The organism is Microcoleus sp. FACHB-1515, assembly GCF_014696105.1.
Classification (GTDB): Bacteria; Cyanobacteriota; Cyanobacteriia; order Elainellales; family Elainellaceae; genus JAAUTJ01.
In genome coordinates, this window is sequence record NZ_JACJPO010000012.1 from 73,882 (window position 1) to 95,218 (window position 21,337).

The following is a 21,337-nucleotide window of genomic DNA, read 5'->3' on the forward strand; positions in this document are numbered from 1 at the left end:
TTTGCTCCTACAGGTAATAGCGAAAGGAGGTGACAACGCGGCTGCGTTTTGCCCGCAGTGCTCGCTTGAGAAAAAAGGCAGTTTGGTTGTGCAGCAAGCCTTCCCACCAAGTCCGCGTCACAAACGTCGGGATGATAATAGTGGATAGCACGTCGGGGTGGTCATATTCAAAATCGCTGACAAACTCGATGATCGGTTGAATCAGCGATCGATACGGCGAATCGAGGATTACCAGGAGAATATCAGATTCAAACGAGTCCCAGCGCTCGTGTAGCTTTTGGCGATCGGTCGTGCCGATATCGACATGAACAGCGACAACTTCGTCGGCAATGCTGCGGGCATAGTCGAGTGCTTCGATCGTGCCGCGATTCAACTGCCCAACGACAACCACTGCGGGATGCGTCACTGTATCGGTTTTGGGTCGGGCGATGTAGCTGCGGGGCGCATAGCCTTCAATGCTGAGCCGTTTCGCGACATAGCGATAGTGCTGGCGAATCGCGAGGAACAGCATCACGACGATCGGAATCGCGACGATCACCAGCCATGCACCCAGCAAAAACTTCGTCGAAATAATCACCAGCAGCACGATCAAAGTTGCTGCCGCCCCGACGCCGTTCATAACCGCGCTCGGCTTCCAGCCAGACGTGCGCTCTTTGAACCAGTGGCGCACCATGCCCGCCTGTGAAAGCGTAAACGAGGTGAACACGCCGACCGCATATAGCGGAATCACAGCGTTTGTGCTGCCGCGAAACACGACGACAAGCAGGGCAGCACACAAGCTCAACAGCAAAATGCCGTTTGAGTAGACGAGGCGATCGCCCAGCATGGCAAATTGACGCGGCAAAAATCCATCTCGCGCCAAGAAGTAGCAAAGACGAGGAAAATCCGCAAAGCTTGTATTCGCCGCCAGCAGCAAAATCAGCAGCGTGGCAACCTGCAAAAAGTAATACAGCGGTGAATCGTTGCCGAGAATTTCGCGCCCCAGCAGCGAAACTGCCGTCTGGCCTTCTTCGGGAACGACATCATAAATCTGCGTCAGATAGGTAATCCCCAAAAACATGCCGCTCAAGATTACGCCTAGGAAAAGCAGCGTTTTGCGAGCATTTTTCCACTCTGGCGGCTTAAAAGCTAAAACGCCATCGGAGATCGCTTCCACACCTGTCAGGGCTGTGCAGCCTGCCGAAAATGCTCGCAAGATAAAAAACAGGCCGATCGGCTGCGCGGCGGCGATCGGTTGCGGAATCGATTGAATTTGTCCGGTCGCCTGCTGAAACATGCCCATGACAATCAGCGCAAAAATGCCGACCACAAACGCATAGGTCGGAATCATAAACAAATTGCCGGACTCGCGCACGCCGCGCAAATTCGCCACTGTCAGCAGCACAATAAACAGCAAGCACAAATCAACGCCATACGGCTGCAAATTGGGCAGGGCGGAAGTCAAAGCTGCCGTTCCCGCCGTGACGCTGACGGTGACGGTGAGAATGTAGTCGATCATCAGCGAGCCTCCGGCCACCAGACCCGGAAGCAAGCCGAGATTTTCGCGAGCGACAATGTAGGAACCGCCGCCTTGCGGATAAGCGCGAATCGTTTGCCGATACGACAAGATCACGATCGCCAGCAGCACAACAATGACCAGTGCGATCGGCAAAGACAAAGACAGCGCCCCGCTGCCCGCCGCAATTAGCACCAGCAAAATTTCCTCGGTTGCGTAGGCAACGGAAGACAGCGCATCTGACGATAAAACGGCGAGGGCGGCTGGAATGGTTAATCTTTCTTCGGCGTGGGCACTCGTCGGCAGAGTTCGACCCAATAAAATTTGCTTAAGGGACATAATTCGTCCGCGAGAGATGCGATTCGGTCAATCGGTAGAGGGCGAAGCTGCCAAGATGAAGAGATGCGTCATTGACGCTGATCTATTCTACCGATTGGTGAACGAACTGATACTAAGGTGAAGTCCGTGCTGCCTCAATGCCTCTGACGACGCATTTTGCAGGTATCAAAGCGATCGATCCTGCATTGGCAAGGCGGATTTTGGCCGTGAATCGATCGCTCATCAGCCATGAAACGTTTGTGCCACAATGAGAGACATTGCGTCAAAAGAATCTGCGTGATCGAGGTCGAAGTTCACCGTCAACTGAGAGCATTTCTGCGCGAGCAGGGCGAACCCTACTGGCTGCATCATTTGACGATGGCGCGGCTGGTCGCACGAGCTTTGCGGCTCGGACGCAGCGCGCTGATTCAAACAGGAGCCACGTCGGGCTATCACGGGCACTATCGCCTCAGCTATTTAATGCCTGCGTTGATTTGGCAGGAGCCGACGCTGCTGGTTGTGCCCGAAGCGCTTGCTCAACGATTACTGATGGTCGAGATTCCGCGTCTGCGGCAGTGGATCGAGGTGGACAAGCCGATTCGCACAGGCGATCGCTGGGAACCCAACTTCTCCGGTTTGATGCTGACCACGCCGCAAGCTTGGCTGCGCGATCGCCTCTTTCACCTCGGTCAGTTCCCGACTGAAATTCCCACCATTCTCGATGGCGTGGACGATCTGGAAGCTTGGGTGCGATCGACCCTCACGACCACGCTGGAGCCGAGCGACTGGGATCGCTTGATGCTGGCTTGCCCAGACCAGGCGGACGCGATTCGCGATGCCAGAGTGCAACTGACGCGATCGATTTTTCAGCATCCCGCCAATCCCTACGATTGCTATTTGCTCGACTCAACCGAGCAAGACAGCTTGATCCAGCTTTATCAAAGCTTGGGCGATCGCACGCCACCCGAACCTTGGGCGAGCTTTGGACACTTTCAGCAGGTAAACTCGCTGGTTTGGACGCAAATCGCTCGCAAACAAGGTCAGTTTTCGCTGCACTGTGGCTCTGCGGATGTCGCGTCTGCCCTGGAATTTGTGTGGCAGCAACAGCCGATCGTCCTGATCGGCAGTGCCCTCGATGTGGCTGCTGATGCACCGAACTTCCGCCAGCGGCTTGGATTGGGCGAACTCACCTGCGTCAAGTTTTCGCCCGATCGCCAAAACGAACTCATTCAGCTTTACCTGCCCGACGGCATTCCGTTTCCCAACACGCCGCAGTACCAAACTGCCCTGCTGCAAGAAGTTCGCCGTTTACTCGATGCCAGTTCAGCCACTCCAGGATTAGCAGTCATTTTGGTGGGCGATACGCCGCTGAAGTCGCAGGTCGGCTCGATTCTGGCATCTGAACTGGGGTCACGAGTGCAAGTTGAGAAAACCTGCCTGGATGAAAACGGCGTTCTGGTAAGCGGCTGGGAATTTTGGCGGCAGCATCAAGCCGTTTTGCCTGCGCCGCGCCTGCTGATCATCGCCACGCTGCCCTTACCTTCGCTCGAAGATCCGCTTGTGGCCGGACGAGTCGCCTACTACAAACGGCTGCGCCAAGATTGGTTTCGCCTCTATTTGCTGCCGACTGCGATCAGCGAACTGCAACGATCGATCGCGCCCGTCCGCGAATCACAAGGCGTCGTTGCCCTCCTCGATAATCGCGTCAACCACCGCAGCTACGGTCAGCAAATTCTCGCCGCTCTCAGTCCGATTGCTCAGTTGAATTACGTCGATCGCAGCTTATTTTTATCAGCAGATGCGCCTGTTTTAGATTGAAAAATTCGTGAATGAGATGGAATTGAATCGGGAAAAGCTGTAGTTAAACCTACGCACTCGATCGCACCACTTCAAAGATGATTAACGGTTTTCCTATTGTCTGGATTCTTGCAGTTCTACTGGTTGTATTGTGGATGTATTTTCAGTCAGAAGACCACAAAAAACGCATCATTCATGCCCTTCAAGTTCGCGGTGCCAGAGACATTACTGTTTCAACAAGATGGTTTGATGGCGACAAAACCACTAGCACCTATGATGTAACGTACATCAATCAGCAAGGCCAATCTTGTCAAACAGTTTGCAAGATTAGCACTGGATTCTTCAGCGATCCCGAAATCTTTTGGCGCGATTTGCCCTAGCCAAGCAACACTCGATCGCGCATTCATTCAATAACAAAAAGCAAGGGCGATCGACGCGATCGCCCTTTTCAATCTAGTTACTTTGCAGGCGATCGCTGTTCGGCCATCTGCTTGTAAATCAAATACACCAGCAATCCCGCTGCAACGCCACCCCCCAACAGCAAAAACAGCATCATGAACTGCATGAATGGATCGTCGTTCTCCTCTACATCGACTTCTACGACAGGTAAAGTTCCGGGCTGGCGAGTACCAGAATAGGTAGAGCGATGAATGACTGAAGATTGACTCGATCGCCCAGAACTCGATTCGTTCGACCAAGACGAAGTGGAATGCGTTGAAGTTGTACTCGAATGCCCAACGCCGTGATCATCTGACCATGAAGAAGTCGTGTGACGAGTTCCTCCTGAACTGTTGCCGTTTGACCAAGAGGATGAACGAGTCGTCGATCGCGGCCTTGAACTGCCAAAAGAACCGCCGCCCGCTCGCCCTCCAGAACGGCGAGCCTCAGCTCGATCGCTTTGTACCCAGCTTTGATTGGAACCAAGGGCGCTCAGATCAATTCCAAAGTGATTGACAACGGTGAAGGCGATCGCAACAGCAGCGAAAAATCGCAGGGTCGGAAATTTCATGGCGTTGAGTGACGATTAGCAGTGCAGCATTTCTGATACATTTAGTAAGCCCAATCGATCGACTCAACGCTTCAGTTGAAATGCTCAAGGTGAAATCGATCGCCGCTAAACGATCAGCTTCAGATGCGGATATTCGCTGATTAATTCGTCTTGACTGAGGCTATCGGCAGCGTCTTGAGGCGACCACAGCAGTTCAAACACCATCAGGTAGTCGGATGTCATGCCGCCCAAAACTTGCAGCGCGGTTTTGAGGTCTTCGGTCGTGTGAATTTCGGGGTTGATAATGGCTCGATCGTCGGCTGAACCGATCAGCAGTGTGACGACAATGTAGGACGCGGGTTCATCGGCTGCGGGCTGCATCGCTTGACGACGAATGCGTCCACCGACGTTAACCAGCGTTTCCGCGCTGAATCGGCTGCGTTCCGCGATCGAAATTTGCTCAAACGCTTGAGATGCCGCCTCGCGAGTGCCGAGCGTTTGCGAACTGGCGCTTACGTGCGTCCAGTATTCGGGCGATCGCAACAGCGCCAACACGCTTTCGTGCATCAGTTCGCTTAAGCCTTTTGGTGTTGCGGTATCAGCGGTTTCGGTAGGCTGCGTTAGCTCGGTTTGAATGTGTCGGGCTTGCGCCAGCAGAGCAACCTGAAGCTTGGTAACGGTTACAGTGTCGTTGTCGAGTTCTTGAGCGGGCGCGGACGATCGCGGACTGGACTGCTTCAAAATCAGATACACCAGCACGCCAACAGCAACGCTGCCGCCCACCAGCAGCAAGATCATGATGAAGCGGAGAAATGCTGCATTGGAAATCGCCCCGCTCGAACCCGAACTAGAATAGCCAGAACGATAGCCGCCCGAACTGTAGCCGTAGGATGACCCGCTCGATCGAGATGGCGAACTGCTGCGCGACGGTGATGAATTCGATCGCGATCGAGACGACGAACTGCTGCCAAACGATCCGCCGCTTGCTCGTCCGCCCGACGACCCTCTGCGAGCTTCAGCCCGATCGCCTTGAATCCAGCTTTGGTTCGATCGAGACGGCGCAACATCGATCCCAAAATGATTAACCAGCGTCAAGGCGATCGCAGTCGCGGCAAAAAATCGCAGTGTTCGAGAAGATTTCATTGCGTTTGAGTGACAAGTACAGGTGAGGCAAGCTGTTCCGGTCGCAGCTTGAAGCAGACCTTTGGAATTGCTTGTATCGATCGCTTCAGTTCCTCAACTCAAAATTCCCAAAATCGCAACATTTATGGTCAACATCAGCAGCGAAGCGCCTCGATCGCTCGTTGTCAATGACGAGTGACAGGCGCGATCGCTTCTACCATCGCAACCGTGAAGTTGATCCTTTCCTGAGTGGGCGATGTAGGATTTGAACCTACGCTCTTCCGCTTAAGAGGCGGCTGCTTTACCGCTTAGCTAATCGCCCAGAATCGATCGAATTTGGTGGGTCGCCTAGGGGTTGAACCTAGATCTTTCCGCTTAAAAGGCGGCTGCATATCCGCTCTGCCAACGACCCAAATAGGAAGGATGAATTGGATTGGGTGCAAATGGTAGAGAGTTGAGTTCATACTCATTCCTTTTATCCTTCATTCCTCTAATTGGTACACCGGGCAGGAGTCGAACCTGCTAATTACACGCTTATCGGGCATGCGCGTCCACCACTTCCGCCTCCGGTGCTTGATGCTCCCGACAGGATTTGAACCTGCATTCATCTAGACTCTCGACCTAGCACGTCTTCCGATTCCGTCACGGGAGCGAAAAAGAATTCGTAGTTATTGATTTGACCTCCAAATTCCGAATTCAATTGGTCGGGATGGTAGGATTTGAACCCACGACTCCTTGTTCCCAAAACAAGGCTTCTGACCGCTGAATTACATCCCGATCGCTGGTACTGCTGATGGGAGTCGAACCCACAACTTCTGGTTTCTAAGACCAGCACCTCTTCCAGTTGGGTTACAGCAGTGTGGATATTCGGAGTTGGTGATTTGGTGCTCCTGGCGGGAGTTGAACCCGCACATAAACTGTTTTTGAGACAGCCGCCTCTGCCAAATTGGGCTACAGGAGTAAGGAACAGGAGGATAGAAAGATAGACCCAGAAACCTTTCATGCCCCCCGACTGCCCCGCCAGGGTTTGAACCTGGAATTTCGCTTTCAAAGAGCGAGATGTTGCCAGTTACACCACAGGGCATTGGATGCAGGAGTTGGGGTCGAACCAACCTCTCTTTGATTCAGAGTCAAAGCGACTTGCCAATCGTCCATCCTGCAATAAATGAACCATTTTTATGTGAATTGATAGCTTGAAATCGGCTGAGCAAAATTTGCAGAATCTAACCTAAAAAACATTGAATGGAATCCAAAAAACTTCTCAATCTAGTTCTCAAAGCTCAGAGCATTAGCATGATTTAGATTTGCTTTCTTTCAGCATCCTGCTGTTAGATGAATTTGCAGTGCGTTCGGACTGCAAAAATGATTTTTTGCAGTTGAAATCGAAGTCGATCGCATTTTTTCCTCCTTGCTTGTTTCATACTACTTATACTACAAACATACTACAAAGCTGTCAAGGGGTTTCCAGAAAATTTTTTGCGACTCCTTGGCTGGCTTGAAAGCATGAGAATTCAACTCAAACCGAAGCAGCGTTACAGCCGCTTGGATGTCGCTAGTTGAAAAATCAAGTGAAGCGAAGCGGTTTACGAAATGGCCGCGATCGCCAATCTCAAATTTTGGCTTGCTGCCAGTGCTGCCACGCCTGCCACAAGTTGCCATGCATCAATGCCGCGATCGTCCCCAGCAAATGCAGTTCTGGCTGGTTTGGGGCGATTGCCAAAGCAGAATCGATCGCTTGCTGAGCGGCGATCGGACGCAGCGTGTAGAGTTGGGCGGCAGCGAGATAGGCGAAGGCGTTGGGGTTGCGCGAATCAAGCTGGACGACTTGCTGGAGAGTGGCGATCGCCGGATCAACTTGCTGAAGCAGCGCATAAGCAAAGGCCAGAGCATAAGCCTGATCAGCATTCGTCGGATTTTGCTCCAGTCGAACAGTCAGGGTTTTCGCGGCTTGCGCTGCATACGCTTGAATCGGGTCAAACATATTCAGTTGGCCGATATTGGCAAAAATTTCTTCCAGTGCGTCTCGGCCTTTCGGTAGGTCGGCAGCTCGCGATCGCAGTTGCGTTACCCAGTCGAGTTCTGGAGCGGGCACCGCAGGCGCGGCAGGGTCAAGCGTAATTGTGATCGGTAGTGTGGAAAGCGATCGCTGCTCTCCTGTCTTGCCGTTGAGATACACTGCTTCAAGCTGATAGGTTCCGGGAACATCGGGCGGCTGCATGGCCGTTCGTTCGACGACCTGAAATGTTTGATTCGGATGGGCAGCAGGCGCATAGAGCGATCCCAGTCCGATGCCGTGATCGTGCAGCCAGTTTGCTTCACCGTTTTGCTGTCGCCAAGTCAGCAGCACCAAGCCAGAAGTAAGCTGCTGCCATGAGCCTGACCAAGTGTAGGTAACGGGGATCGGTTCGTCAGGCGGCACACGGGTTGGCACTTCGACCCGATCGAGCTTCACTGCCGGACTCGTTGCGATCGGCTGAACCGTAACGGGCAGATTCGATCGCTTGTAAAGCTGGATGCGCTGATTGTCCGGCAGCGTCCAGGCTTGATGTAGCCGGAAATTCGGACTCTGAGCGATCGCCTGTGTCAGTGCGCGGCGACCTGCATCCGCACGGCGATCGGGCAGCGTCAAAAACCAAGAGAGCGATCGCAGTTCTTCTTCAGTTTGGCTTTTGTCGCGCCCCATCTGCCGCGAAAAAACTTGGAAGTTGCGGAGGTTGCCGAAGTAGTTGAACGTGTGCTGGTTCACGGTTGGCGTAGAGGCAAGCATTCCCAAATTGGCGATTTGCTGTGGCTGAGCGCGAATGATTTGATCGATCACTTCGGCATGAGGAAACGGCGTACCCGTGTAAGGCTGCATTGCTGCCTGCGGACTAAGCAACTGCGTCATTGGCAACAGCCCGATCGGAAACAAATTGCCGACTAGCAGCAATCCGGCCAGCCCGATCGCGACGCGGCGCAGCGTTGGTCGCAACAGCGCCAAGCCTTGCGCGAGGACGATCGCCACGATCGGCAAAGTAGGCAGAATGTAGCGGTCGTCTTTGTTGACGATCGCTGACCATAAGCCAAACGATCCCAGCCAAAACACCAGCAGCCAACTGAGATTTTGCAGGCTGATGCTGATCGGTTTACGGCGCAGCAGCCAAAACGCACCGCCTGCGATCGCCAAAATCAGCAGCGGCCAAGACACCGCACGGGGCAAATGCTGCCAGTAGTATATCCAGGCTCCGATCGTATTCAGGGGCGGGTCGCCTTCATCGATCGCAGATTTGACGTTGGAGTTGAAGGCGGCACTGATTTGATAAATCCAGTTGGTCGTCACCCAAGGCAGAACGATCGCCAGCGTCACGGCAAAACTGCTGACAAGCTGAAGCAGTCGTTTCCACTGCCGCCCGTTGCGAATTAGCAGCCACAGAATCGGCACGATTAGAAAGAAGAGGGCAGACTGCTTGGTGAGGATTGCCAGTCCATAGCTGACGCCAAAAGCGATCGCCCAAACCCACTGCCGCAGGCCGGATTGCTCATCGCGCCACAGCGTCAGGCAGTAGAAGCTGAAGGCCACCATTGCCGCAACCGGAAAATCCATGAAGTATTGCAGGCGATTGGTGTAGAAGCTGGGAATTAGGACACACAAAATTGCGGCGATAACGCCTGCGCGATCGCTGAGCAGATGCCGCCCGATGCCATAAACAGACAGCAGCAGAATTGCGCTAAACAGCAAATTCACCAGCAGCGCGGAATCTGCTGCCAGTCCGAATCGCTGCAAAAACGGAACGGTCAGCGCAAACAGCAAGGGCGGATATTTGGTCGATACTGCCCAAAACTGCATCCACCAGTCGCCCGATAGCCAGCGAGCCTGTTCGATCGCCACCTTGAAATGCAGCGCGTTCGTCAAATTGTCGGCAGGATCCCAGGAGGGAACAGATCGATCGAGCCAAATCCAGAGGCGATCGATCAAAGCACTCACCAGCCAAATCAGCGAAATGGCTTTTAGTCCACGAATTTCTAATTTGCCGAATTTGCGAACCACGATCGAGCGCGAGGAAAGACGAAACCATTGTAAGGGCTGCAAGCAGCGGCAGTCAGGATATCAATCGGCTTCGGCTTCTGGTTTCGTGGCAGGTTTGGCGAGTAATTCTTGCATCGCCTGATTGCGTTTTTCGATCGAGCAGTCGCAAAGCTGACACAGCAGCGCCACCATTTCGATCGCGCTCCGGTGCGGACAGACACCTGCAATTCCTGCGCCAACAGCGTTCCAGCGTTCCAGTTGCCGTTCTGTTTAACTCCGAACGGTAAAAACGGCTATTGAGGCGTGTACTTGGCAATGAAAACATCGTATTGGCCTGCGCTGGTTTGTCCAGCAAATTCGCCTTCAGTTTGTCCAATTACATAAAGATTGCCTGCATCATCAAATCGGAGATTGTACGATTCATCGTTGCGGTTTGTGCCAAACTGCCGAACGCTGAGTTGATCGCCATTCGATGCAAACTGAGCAAAAAACGAATCTGCCCCGCCTGCATAAGTTTGACCGAACAGCGCGGCGTTGGTTTCGCCGCTCAGGTAAACGCTGCCGTCTGGAGCGATCGCGATGCCCTGCGCTTCGTCTAAGCTGCTTGTGCCAAACTGCTTTACCCAGCCGAGTGTGCCATCTGTGCTGTATCGAGCGATGAAGGCGTCGCGATCGCCTGCGCTCGTTTGTCCGGCTAGCGTACCGTCGGTTTGTCCGGCGATGTAGATCGTGCCGTCAGCAGTAACGGCAATTCCACGTGCATAATCTTGGATCTGCGATTGGTCAGGGGTTCCTAGCGTTTCGTCCCACTGAAGCGCACCGCTACTGTTGAATTTGGCAACAAAGGCATCTCCTTCTGTAAATAGCCCGTCCAGATTGCCCGCACTATTGATATTGAGTCTGGCGTTTCTCACTCCGGTGATGTAGATGTTGCCTGCGGCGTCCAGCGCGACTCCTGATGCCGCGTCTGCTCCATTTGTGCCGTACTTGGTGAGCCATTCGCGATCGCCATTTGGCTTGTATTTGGCGACAAATGCCTGCGCCAAATCCGAAAGCGATTCGCCCGTGAATCCAGCGACGTAAAGGTTGCCTGCGGCATCGATCGCTACGCTGGAAACGGCATCACCCGCCGGACGATTGCCAAGGAATGGAATGCTGATGGTCGATTCAACAAGTGCCTGCCAGTTCTGGCTGCCGCTGCTGTCAAATTGGATCAAGCTGCCATCGAGCCGACTGTTGAGCGCGTTGCTGCGATCGATAAACAGATTGGTGATGCCCACCGCTGTATAGTTGCCCGCCGCATCGATCGCGACCCCAAACGCCGCATCGTCATCAGTCGACCCAAATCGACGCAGGCTAGCTCCCACCACATTGCCGCTCGAATCGTATTGCGCCACAAAGCTGTCGGTTCTCGCCGCATCCGAGACCTGTGACGTTGTGCCAGAAACGTAGATGTTGTTACCGCTGGAGTCGATCGCAATGCCGTAAGCGTAATCATTGCCGCCCGTGCCAACCTGCCGCAGCCAGCCAAGCGAAAAATTGACGGGTGTGGGTGCGGGAGCAGGCGTAGGGCTAGGGCTAGGCGAAATCGGCGTGGCATTGACCGAGAGGCGATAGCGGCTCTCCCCTCGCTGCGGAGAAATGCGGAGGTAGTATTGGCCTGCTTCTAGGGTGCGATCGATCGCGCCAGAACTGGAGCCAAGCCGCGTCAGGTTTTGCCGAACTTGTCGGCGCGTCAAGTCACTAAAGTTGATGCGGCCAATTCTGCCGATCGCGCCTTTGGCCGAAAAAATTTCGACGCGCACTTTTGCGCCGCGCTGCACGTTGCCAAGCCGGAGCGCCACCTGACTGCGGCTACCCAGTCGAATCCGGTAGAGGTCATCGCGATCGCGCCTGCCGACAAAATCTCGCACCGAGTCGCCTGCTGTCAGGAAACGAGCTTGTCTGAGCGTATTTCGAGCGCGATCGGCTACCATGCCTATTCCTCTTCGTAGCTACGGTTACAACTATCGTCTGTAGAAATTTGCGATCGCCAGCGTAAGATCGCGAATTCACCAAAAGTTTATGCAGGGCGCTCCGGGATCATACAGAGGGCGATCGCGTTATCACCCGTCCTAGTTATTGCCAGTCATGCGGGTGGTGCGGAAGGTGACGTTGACGCCTTCGTTTGACTGCTCCAGCACCAAAAGCGGCGTCGGCTTGGCTTTTTGATCCCAGTGCATCGAGGCAATGCGGCCTTGAATCGTCGGCTGCCAGCTATCGTGGTCAGCCGACGGACTCATAAAGGTTTGCATACAGTCGATAATCTGATTAATCGTCACAGAGGTCGGCTGCGTCGGCAGCTTCATCAGCTTGATTTGAATGCGAAACAGCACGCGCTTGGCGCTGTTGGGCGTGTCGTTGAGATTGTATTCAATGTCAAAGATTTCATCGACCTGACGACCCGTGCTGGCAATGCCCAGCGTGCCCTGATTGGCTTGGTTCGGACGCAGAGCAACTGAGATTTTTTCTTTGACTTTGATTTTGATTTGGTTAACGATCGCAAAGTGAAACTGGTCTTCTTCCATCCGCATTCGCAGATAGTCGAGGTTGAACTCGCGCGAGTGAATCAAATCCGGGTTTTTCTCCATCTTGGAGATCGTTTGCAAAGCCAGCTTCAGCTTCTTTTGCAGTTCTCGATTCTTGTATTCTTCAAAGCGCTTTTGCTTTTGAAGCTGGTCAGTTTTGACTTTGGTGAACGCCGCCAAACCCGCCAGCAAAAGCAGCAGCCCGCCGGACGCAATCATCCAAGGTTGACCCGGATTCGGCTGAGTCGGAGCCTGAGCCAACTGGGGTTTGAGCAGGATGATAGAGGTTGACATCGCAGTAAGAAAAACAGTTCTAATACCTACCTCTAGGATGCCCTGAACTCCGGTAAATCCACCACTGTTTCTTGGGGGTAGAGACTTGCACATCTTGCTCGCTCATACTCATCATCCACCCATTTGCCATGCTTCGCCGTTGCCGCAATGGGGGACAAATCTGCTTGATTCTGGGTGTCCTGATATATTCGAGGAATAGTTATCGCACCTGAAAGTCGCTAGAAGCCTCAGAACTGCGTACCTCAAATTACAGGTTTTTCTCATTAGTTATCGCACTTGGAAGCAGCAGTCATTCTTGCGGTAGCAGAGGGAGAAACAATAGTTATCGCATCTGTCACACAGGTAAAATTACTCAGTAATGCAGCTTCGATCTTCCCCTCCATGCAGGAACGAATCTAAAACCGTCGCGATCGCTGCTTCGACTTTCGGCATCGCTGCAATATAGGCTTTGAGATTTGCCTGCTTGACAATTTGCCAGTGTTTCGGCTGAATTCCTGCTTCCAGGAAACACTCGGCAGCCCAGTGAACTCGACGCACCGCAAAATCCTCACTTGTCTCTACCACCTCAGTCAAAGTTTGGGCAGTGATCGGTAGCTTGGCAAGCTGTTTTCGCACCAACGCTGAGTGGCCGCAGCGACTGGCGATCGCTGCTTTTGTCACTCGCTCTGGCCTTCCAGGTTGACTTTTAAGTGATTGAGCAGCGGCTTTGAGCGCCCTTGCAACTTCTGTATCCCTTTGAAACCAATCGACCTGACCCTGAGCGGGCGGTTTGGATCGAGGAGGGGGTAAATGTTCGCGTAGCCAATTATAGTCATAACTTCACAACCAACTATGTACCCTTGAGTGCTGACTCGATAACTGCGCTCTCCCGGCATCCGGATTTTGCCGTAGGATCTCCAGCCACTCCTCACGATACGCTTCTACCTGGACTGAATTGACTTCATCGGTTTTTGGCGGTGTCGTTTCACCGATCTGTGTCTGTTTCCAAGTCGGGCTAGGGCGGGGAAAAGTCAGCCCCAACCGAGCAGCTTGGCGCTTAACCGTTTGGCGATCGACACTCAAGCGGTTGGCGATCTGTTCCAACGAAACCGTAGAATCTTCCCAAAGCTGTTTGAGAAAATCTTCCCAAACTTGTCCCCACGCAGTAACTTTGCCAACTCTAAATCGATCATCAGGTGACTGATCAGGTCCCAAGCGAGCATAGGTGAAGCCGCACTCGCAGCAGAAGGTTGCTGTCATTCTTCCGTGCGATCGATCGCGCTTCAATGTGTACTCTTGAATCTGAGGCTGTCGAAAATGAATACAAACGGGATTGAGACAAGGCCAAGAACCATCTCCAAACGGTTTTAACTCACCCGAAAGCTGAAAGAATTCTCTAGCAGAATAACTCAGAAATTGAATCAGGAGTAAATGGTAAAGGGGATGCTGCGAGTGCTTGGGTGGTCGCATCAAGCGCAGTAGCCAATTGCTGTTATTTTGTTCTCGTATCTCGCCCTGAAGCAACTTGAGTAATTCAGGGGAGTAGTAATCTTTGAACGCCTCAATCAGCGGGTTAACGCGAACTTGTTCAGCGTAGCTTGCCAACCCTCGATCGATCAGCAATTTAAAGTAACGATCGCGAGTTGATTCTAGCCCTGGTAGAAAGTTCTCTTGAGCCAAAAGCCAAGCCGCATCTTGAGCAATTTTCAGCAGAATCTGGTGTACTGAATTTGAGGAACTTAGCATTCGTAGAGAAACGGCCTGAACTGCTTGTTCGATCGAGGCGAGTTTGTACCGAGTCTGTCTGCTTCTACCATGAGCAGTGCTGTTTTCTAGAAAAACATTTTTCCCCAACAGCTTCTTCATCGCGGATTTCTGACTGGGGTACTGCATTCACTGTTGAAATCGAGCGCAAATACTGTAAAACAACTCATCTGGGTAGGGGTCAGAAAAACAGTTTATTATCGCGCCGTTCATACCAATGTGTTAGTTACATCCGCATAAACTAGAAAAAAGCTCAATTAAGTCGCTGATTTCTTTCAGGCAGCCTTAAACCACATCAAATTCCGCTGAATCGACAATATATCCAGCTTTCTTTAGAGCTTGGTAGGCAGTAAGCTTCTGCTTGACACCCTGATCGATCGCCTTAGGTTCTTACGGATTGCTTTTTCCGATCGACCTGTCTTCTTACTTGCCTGTTGAATCAGCCTGCTACGTTCTTGGGGAATAAAAGCCAATTCACCACTTGCATGAATTGAATAAACAACCTTCCACGCCGACTCTAGATGCTCGCGCTGGGCTTCAGAGAGATCTTCAAGGTATGGGAGAGCTGCCTCGAACGGGTCTTCTGCCAAAAATTTGATACTGCCATTTTCAACGATCGATTCTAGCTCCGCTCGTTTATGCCAATTTGGTTGAGCGCAAGGATGATTGACATCGATAATGACGACATAATTGGAGTCCACCTGCAATACGCGATGAACCGCAGCTTCCCCTTCAGAACTATGAAGCCATTCAAATAAACGATTGCGCTCTAAAGACATCGTCTGCTGCTGCCACTAATTTACAAGTGCGAGTATAGAAGAATTAATCTTTTGCCTGGTTCGATCGGCTGATTCATATCAACCAACCATTTGCGTTGGGCAATTAAATATCGTGCCACCGACAAACTATTTCCAGGCAATACACCAAGTTGATCGTCGCAATCAGCAGCAATTTCTGCTAAAGGCGCATCTCTTTCAACGACCCATTTAGTCATCAAAGTAGCAACTCGATTGATCTCGCGTTCTGATAAGCCAACTTCATCAGCGTGAAAGCGATGATAAATCCATAAAACGTTCTTTTTGAATACTTCTGGAAGATCGAGTTCTGTCAAAACACGCCAATTGGTTTCTCTCATTTACCAGTAGTGGCGTTCAATTTCAAGTTTCTCAATGACACGTGGGTCACCTAACTTCTTTGAAGGTTTGACTGCCCTAGCAACATCAAAAATGCCAATACTGCCTTGAAGGGAAATTAAAGCGTCAGTTGTCATGACGATCGGTTCACCTTCAAAGCTAGGATGTTCAACACCAAGTTTTCTTGCGATTTCTTGTGTTGTTTCCAAGGGAAGAAGTGGGTATTGCTCCCTGAGTTCCACTACATTGGGTAACCAACTCAGGATTTTGAAATAGTCTGCCTCCAGCAAACTCAACGCTTCATAGCGTCTTCCGCTAGGCTCCAGGATTTTGATCCGCACAGAAAAACTGTCCACAGACACATCCTGTCCAGTGAGCCAGGGTTTGTAATCAGCGCCTCTACCTTGCCCCCGTCCCTCAGCAATCCATTTGCGGATTTTTTCGGGAGTCGTTTTCTTATTGCGTCTAGCCATTTGACCAATCTCCTTTGTTTCTTGTTTACCTCAGTTGCAGTGAGCGAGTCGGCACTGGCTGAATTGCTTTCTCAACGATAAAAATACTCTTTCTAATTAAGAAATAAATACAGCTTCTAAAGCGAGAACGCGTTGGGAAAGTCAAGAAATTATGACAAAAGGAAGAAAGCGAGTCAAAGGCGTTGGACATCTGCATGATGAAGTGAAGAGACAAATCAGCTTGGCACTCACTCCTACTGCACAACAGAGGTTAGATGAGATGGCTGAGCAGCAGGGACTCTCGCGATCGGAGTTCGTCGAGCAAATTGCTCGTGGGCTGATTCCTTTGGCTACCCCTCAAACTTCTGATGATGTTCAAGTTGTTCCTTCAGAGAATCTAAGTCAAGCGAGCCAAGAAGAATACAAGGCTGAGTTTCCGCTGAACTGGAAAACCATTCACCTCAGCGATTGGCAACTGCTTCCGAATCGGCCTGGGGTTTATGGCGTTGTCTACAACGACGAAAAGTTGAATCTTGATGATGTCTACGACTACACAAGCAAATATGACCGCTACAAACCGAGCAAGCTTCACATTCGGTTTAGCCAAAATATCAAGGATCAGTTTCAAAATGAATTGGTTAATGAAACTGACCTAAGAGAGGTTATTGAATCTTTGCCTAAAGTGGCACCTTTTGCCTACTTAGTGTCGGCTGAGGTGTACGAGGAAACACTGTTTTTGCAAATTTGTCAAAGCTTAATCGATTCTTGTACGAAGGCAGTTGATTCAAGAAGTTTAGATCATCTACAGCATGTAGAGCAGCAGAAAAGAGATGATTCAACCTGTAGCGTGATTTATACCAGTCAATTTAGAGGTCACTTTAGAGATCGCGATGACATCGATCTCACTCCCTTTTTTGACTTAGAATCGTGAATTTAATAAAATGAAATTCTACCTTGTGCATCTATAAGCTAGAGAGATCGATAGATCATTAGTGAATTGATGCAACTCCACCCTGCTTTGATAGAAGCTTAGATGAAATGCATCGGCGATCGCTCTTTTTCGTCAATTTTAGGTAGGGATAATTGCACTTATCTCTATCAAACTATCCTCAGAATACTAGCGGATGGAAAGCGAGCGCAAGCGAAATTCGCTTTATGATAGGGAGATCTGCGATCGACTAAAACTGCCTTGTTGTAGGCTGTTCACTTAATGCTCATTCATTTGATTCGATCGCAAGCTTTCGGGAGTCGAAGCAGGGCGATCGCAAAGAGTCACCTGCGACTGAGTGTGAAGATTTGTAAAGTTTTGCAGGCTTGGCAGAATCTAACGCTGTGAATGACGAATAGCCTTTATAGCATTGCAGTCGGGTTTTTGACTCCGCTTGACCTCACTATGAACTTGGATGAACAACTCAAGCAGCTTGCAGTGGAGGCTCAGCAGCATCCGCCCAATACTCTGCAAAGACAGCGATCGATCGCTCAACTGATCAGCATTATTCATCGCTCTAAAAAGCTGGTTCGCCCCTATCAAGGGCAGTTTCCAGGTTGGTATGAAGAGATTTATGCCGAAGCTCAGCAGCGCTTGTTTTTGCACATCTGCGAAAAGATTGACCAGTACAATTCAGAGTTTGAGGTGTTGCAGTGGGCGAACTTTTTGATGAAGCGGCGATTTTTTATCGAGGCGAGTCGCGACCTGATGCCTGCTGCGCCGAAAGGAGTGGAGCGATCGCAAATCAGGCGCATGACCTTGGAGGTATTGGAAAAGCAAAATCCGGTTGAGATGCGATCGCAAGCGAGTATTTCTTTGTCCGAAGAAGTGATTCAGTGCATCCAAGAAGACCCCGACAAAGTGTTTCAGTCTACCCACATCGAGCAAAAGCCAGCCGCAAACTTTCAGTACATTGCTTTGCAGTTTTTGGGCGGGTATTCGTGGAAGGAAATCTCCGCAGACCTTGACGTGAAAGTGGTCACGCTTAGCTCTTTTTATCAGCGCTGCCTCACCAAGTTTGCTCCTAAATTCAAGGAGTACCTATCGTCCTGATACCGCCTTATGAAATTATTTTACTCAGCCATGAACTCCCTATCTAGTATGTTCCCGTTCACCGTTCCGCTCACCGCAGCCAATCACCAAACTGCGGAGAAATTCTATCAGCAACACTCAAATTCTCAAAAGGCGAGACAAGTTTATTTGAATACGCTGAGCGTCTTGGCGGTGAACTTTTATTTGACCTGTTTGGGCATGAAGACGGATTTTGAGCAAAGTCAAAGCTGGAATCCAACTTTGCAGGTTTTAGTCGATAGCGCAGATTTGTGGGTGAATGATTTGGGTCGATTGGAGTGTCGAGTTGTGCTTCCAGATGCAAAAGTTTGTGTAATTCCGGCTCAGGTATGGAGCGATCGCATTGCCTACATTGCTGTGCAGCTTAACGCTGATTTGACCGAAGCGGCGCTATTAGGATTTGTCAGCAGTGTGGAAACAGAAGAACTGCCGATTGAAAAATTGCAGCCGATCGATCAGTTTCCTAGCTATTTGAGTAGCCTAAATGTGATTGCTCCTATCACCAGATTGAGTGACTGGCTGCAAAATCAAATTGCCGCAGGCTGGCAGACGCTGGAAGCGCTCTTGAACGGTCAAGAACAGCTTGCTTTCAGCTTTCGGACTCCGATCGTTGAAGCATCACAGGCGACATCAGGCATGAAACAGGGGAAGCTTTTAACGCTAGGAACTCCAAAAATTCAGGCGTTATTTTTAATCGAAATTGCGCCAAGAACGACTTCTGAGTATCAAATTCGGATCGAGTTATATCCGACTGGAGCAGAAGCGTATTTGCCTCGATCGCTACACCTTTCGCTGATTGATGAAGCCGGAAAAACAATTTTGCAAGCCGAAAATAGCAACAGCGAAGGGCTTGAATTTCAATTTGCGGGAGAACCTGGAGAACAATTTAGTGTCAAGATTAGCTTGCAGGAGGATACTATCATCGAAGCATTTGAGATCTAGCAAGTCACAAGGGCGGATGGTCAGTGGATAAACTCGTGATTCTGGAATTAGAAGGAGATTTTGAAACGGTGGGCTTTCGAGCCACGCTGGAAATTCGCGCGGAACCCCGAATCTTGAAGGTGAAAGGCTATCTTCCTGCGGCTCCCGAAGTGGCAACGCAACATCGTCACTGGCAGCAGACCTATCGATCGCTGGGAATGCCGCTCCGCATCAAAGCCGAGAAAATTATTCACAAAGGGTCGCTGAATCGCCGCATCTTAGACTGTCAAGAATCGGCTCAAGTGCTGCGCAATCGCTTCCGTGATTGGCTCAATTCCCAGTCGTTTCAGTCAATCGATCGCCGCCTCCGGGAAGAACTGAATCGAGATGACACCATTCGATTTTTAATTCGCACAAACGATCTCAGTTTGCAAAAGCTGCCCTGGCATGAATGGGATTTTTTCGAGCGCTACCCGAAAGCTGAAGTTGCCCTAAGCGCACCCGAATACGAAGCGATTCACAGCCAAAAATTAATTTCTGCAAAAGCAACAGTTAAAGTTCTGGCAATTTTAGGAAACAGTCAAGGTATCAGCTTGGAGCGCGATCGCCAGCTTTTAGAACAACTTCCCCAGGCCGAAATTGAATTTTTAGTTGAACCCGATCGCCAGCAGTTGAGCGATCGATTGTGGAATGAATCGTGGGATATTTTGTTCTTTGCTGGACACAGTCGAACGGAAGGCGAGAGCGGACGAATTTATATTAATGAAACCGATAGTTTTACGTTGACAGAATTAAAGTATGGGTTGCGGCAAGCGATCGATCGCGGCTTGCAGTTAGCAATTTTCAACTCTTGTGATGGCTTGGGTTTAGCACAAGAACTGCATCAGCTTCGGATTCCGCAACTGATTGTGATGCGAGAGCCGATCGCGGATCAGGTGGCCGCTGTATTCTTGCAATATTTCCTCGCGGCGTTTGCCGCTGGCGAATCGCTCTATTTAGCAGAACGACAGGCGAGAGAACGCTTGCAGGGATTGGAGCATCAGTTTCCCTGTGCCAGTTGGTTGCCAATCATCTTCCAAAATCTGCTCGTCACGCCTCCCGACTGGCGCAGTTTGTGCGGCAATTTTGATCTACCTGCAACGCCTATATCGCCCTCACTGCCTCGCATGAAACCGCGTTGGCGATCGACTCTCTGGATTAGCCTGCTTGTCACGTTCGCAGTTTTGGCAATTCGATCGATCGGACTGCTACAACCGATTGAGCTAGCCGCCTACGATCATCTGATGCGGTTGCGTCCGGCTGAGGCGATCGATCCGCGCATTCTCGTCGTGGAAGTGACGCAGGCCGATGTGAATCAGCAGGGCGGCTATCCGCTGACGGATGCAACGCTGGTCAAAGCGATCGCCGCTCTACAATCGCTTGAGCCTGTGGCGATCGGGCTGGATATGCACCGCTTTCAGCCCAGAGGTGCAGGCCGACCAGACCTGATCGCGCAGTTTCAGCAGAATTCTAAACTGATAACCGTTTGTGCTTTTAATTCGGACGATCGAAACTATGCGGCTCCGCCTGAGTTTTCCTCAGACCAGCAGATTGAACAGGTTGGATTTAGCAATCTGGCGATCGATCGCTTTAGTGTGTGGCGACCTGCATCGCGCAGCGACATCCAAACGGCAACCGCACAGCCGGAAGGAAGCATGGTTCGTCGGCAGATCTTGTCTTATGATCCGAACCTTGCGCCATTGCGATCGACCTGTACAACGCCCTACAGCCTCAGCTTTCAGCTTGCCTACCGCTACTTACGCCATGCCAACGTGCAGCCGCTTCACGTCAATGAGTGGCAGCAGTGGCAGTTTGGCGCGATCGCCTTTCGCCCGTTGCCCGATCGCTTTGTCGGCTATCAATCACTCGATGGCAGCAATCAAATTATGCTCAACTATCGTGCCGCTCCGCCCGGACAGCAAGTGTCGCTTCAGCAGGTACTTGATGGAGAGGCGACGACTGAGATGGTGCGCGATCGCATCGTCCTGATTGGCTACACGGCTCCGGTTGCCAGAGATAGCTTTGATACGCCTTATGGTGAAATGGCAGGCGTTTGGGTTCATGCCCATGCAGTCAGCCAGATCCTTAGTGCTGTGCAAGATCAGCGATCGCAAATTCGCAGCCTTCCCCAATGGCGTAACCTTCAGTGGGGCGATGCAACGTTGATTTTAGCGGTTTCTTTAGTGACAAGTATGCTGGTGAAACGGCTGCGATCGAATTTGCTGTGGCTGGGTGTGGCGATCGCAATTTTGTCGATCATGCTTCATCAAATTAGTTTAATTAGTTTAACTGGGGGGATTTGGCTACCGTTCATTCCCGCTTTGTTTGCCATATTTTTGAGTGCGATCGGTGTGATTTCTAATCTAGAATTGCAGCGCAAGTTAAAGTAACTGTACGAACTGA

Annotated in this window: 14 protein-coding genes, 8 tRNA genes and 1 pseudogene; 5 read left to right on the forward strand and 18 right to left on the reverse strand. The window is 51.1% G+C overall.

The window, feature by feature from the left end; translation table 11 throughout:
• Positions 1 to 7 precede the first annotated feature (7 nt).
• Complete coding sequence (locus H6F67_RS02945) at positions 8 to 1,834, reverse strand: APC family permease (protein ID WP_190763175.1); 1,827 nt, start codon at positions 1,832 to 1,834, stop codon at positions 8 to 10.
• Positions 1,835 to 2,110: 276 nt separating this feature from the next.
• On the opposite strand from H6F67_RS02945, the gene H6F67_RS02950 reads away from it, so the two are divergent.
• A complete protein-coding gene (locus H6F67_RS02950; protein ID WP_190763177.1) occupies positions 2,111 to 3,631 on the forward strand; it encodes a helicase C-terminal domain-containing protein in 1,521 nt (506 codons plus the stop codon).
• 436 nt (positions 3,632 to 4,067) lie between these two features.
• Here the strand turns inward: H6F67_RS02950 and H6F67_RS02955 are convergent, their stop codons facing one another.
• The 17 genes and pseudogenes from H6F67_RS02955 to H6F67_RS03040 form a co-directional block, all read right to left on the reverse strand.
• Positions 4,068 to 4,619, reverse strand: coding sequence for a hypothetical protein (locus H6F67_RS02955; protein WP_190763178.1), 552 nt, complete (start codon positions 4,617 to 4,619; stop codon positions 4,068 to 4,070).
• 105 nt (positions 4,620 to 4,724) lie between these two features.
• On the reverse strand, positions 4,725 to 5,741 hold the full coding sequence (locus H6F67_RS02960) for a DUF1517 domain-containing protein (protein ID WP_190763180.1): 1,017 nt from the start codon (positions 5,739 to 5,741) through the stop codon (positions 4,725 to 4,727).
• Between the two features lie 229 nt (positions 5,742 to 5,970).
• Positions 5,971 to 6,042 (reverse strand) — tRNA-Lys (locus tag H6F67_RS02965).
• A gap of 15 nt (positions 6,043 to 6,057) precedes the next feature.
• Positions 6,058 to 6,132, reverse strand: a tRNA-Lys gene (locus tag H6F67_RS02970).
• A gap of 83 nt (positions 6,133 to 6,215) precedes the next feature.
• A tRNA-Ile gene (locus H6F67_RS02975) sits at positions 6,216 to 6,293 on the reverse strand.
• Positions 6,294 to 6,297: 4 nt separating this feature from the next.
• Positions 6,298 to 6,372: transfer RNA gene (locus H6F67_RS02980), tRNA-Leu, on the reverse strand.
• Positions 6,373 to 6,421: 49 nt separating this feature from the next.
• Positions 6,422 to 6,497 (reverse strand) — tRNA-Pro (locus H6F67_RS02985).
• Positions 6,498 to 6,502: 5 nt separating this feature from the next.
• Positions 6,503 to 6,579 (reverse strand) — tRNA-Leu (locus tag H6F67_RS02990).
• A 153-nt stretch (positions 6,580 to 6,732) separates the two neighbouring features.
• Positions 6,733 to 6,804: transfer RNA gene (locus tag H6F67_RS02995), tRNA-Gln, on the reverse strand.
• Position 6,805: 1 nt separating this feature from the next.
• Positions 6,806 to 6,881: transfer RNA gene (locus tag H6F67_RS03000), tRNA-Gln, on the reverse strand.
• A gap of 448 nt (positions 6,882 to 7,329) precedes the next feature.
• Positions 7,330 to 9,747, reverse strand: a complete 2,418-nt coding sequence (locus tag H6F67_RS03005; RefSeq protein WP_190763182.1) for a phospholipid carrier-dependent glycosyltransferase — start codon at positions 9,745 to 9,747, stop codon at positions 7,330 to 7,332.
• 272 nt (positions 9,748 to 10,019) lie between these two features.
• Positions 10,020 to 11,702, reverse strand: coding sequence for an SBBP repeat-containing protein (locus H6F67_RS03010; protein ID WP_190763185.1), 1,683 nt, complete (start codon positions 11,700 to 11,702; stop codon positions 10,020 to 10,022).
• Positions 11,703 to 11,840: 138 nt separating this feature from the next.
• Positions 11,841 to 12,587, reverse strand: a complete 747-nt coding sequence (locus H6F67_RS03015) for a hypothetical protein (protein WP_190763186.1) — start codon at positions 12,585 to 12,587, stop codon at positions 11,841 to 11,843.
• Between the two features lie 348 nt (positions 12,588 to 12,935).
• A pseudogene (locus H6F67_RS27575) lies at positions 12,936 to 14,459 on the reverse strand (TnsD family Tn7-like transposition protein).
• Positions 14,460 to 14,662: 203 nt separating this feature from the next.
• On the reverse strand, positions 14,663 to 15,109 hold the full coding sequence (locus H6F67_RS03030; protein WP_190763190.1) for a hypothetical protein: 447 nt from the start codon (positions 15,107 to 15,109) through the stop codon (positions 14,663 to 14,665).
• Positions 15,110 to 15,129: 20 nt separating this feature from the next.
• Positions 15,130 to 15,465 carry a TnsA endonuclease C-terminal domain-containing protein gene (locus H6F67_RS03035; protein ID WP_190763192.1) on the reverse strand — a complete coding sequence of 112 codons (336 nt, stop codon included), beginning with the start codon at positions 15,463 to 15,465 and terminating at the stop codon, positions 15,130 to 15,132.
• Entirely contained in the window at positions 15,466 to 15,936 is a 471-nt protein-coding gene (locus H6F67_RS03040; protein WP_190763194.1) for a TnsA endonuclease N-terminal domain-containing protein, read from the reverse strand.
• Between the two features lie 151 nt (positions 15,937 to 16,087).
• Between H6F67_RS03040 and H6F67_RS03045 the strand changes: the two genes are divergently transcribed.
• The 4 genes from H6F67_RS03045 to H6F67_RS03060 all read left to right on the forward strand — a co-directional run bounded on the left by H6F67_RS03045 (position 16,088) and on the right by H6F67_RS03060 (position 21,324).
• Complete coding sequence (locus H6F67_RS03045; protein WP_190763196.1) at positions 16,088 to 16,846, forward strand: ribbon-helix-helix protein, CopG family; 759 nt, start codon at positions 16,088 to 16,090, stop codon at positions 16,844 to 16,846.
• Between the two features lie 405 nt (positions 16,847 to 17,251).
• The gene (locus H6F67_RS03050; protein ID WP_242020462.1) at positions 17,252 to 17,956 is read left to right on the forward strand and encodes a sigma-70 family RNA polymerase sigma factor; all 705 of its coding nucleotides are present in this window, start codon (positions 17,252 to 17,254) and stop codon (positions 17,954 to 17,956) included.
• Positions 17,957 to 17,986: 30 nt separating this feature from the next.
• Positions 17,987 to 18,916, forward strand: a complete 930-nt coding sequence (locus tag H6F67_RS03055; RefSeq protein WP_190763198.1) for a DUF1822 family protein — start codon at positions 17,987 to 17,989, stop codon at positions 18,914 to 18,916.
• 23 nt (positions 18,917 to 18,939) lie between these two features.
• Entirely contained in the window at positions 18,940 to 21,324 is a 2,385-nt protein-coding gene (locus H6F67_RS03060) for a CHASE2 domain-containing protein (RefSeq protein WP_190763199.1), read from the forward strand.
• Positions 21,325 to 21,337 lie beyond the last annotated feature (13 nt).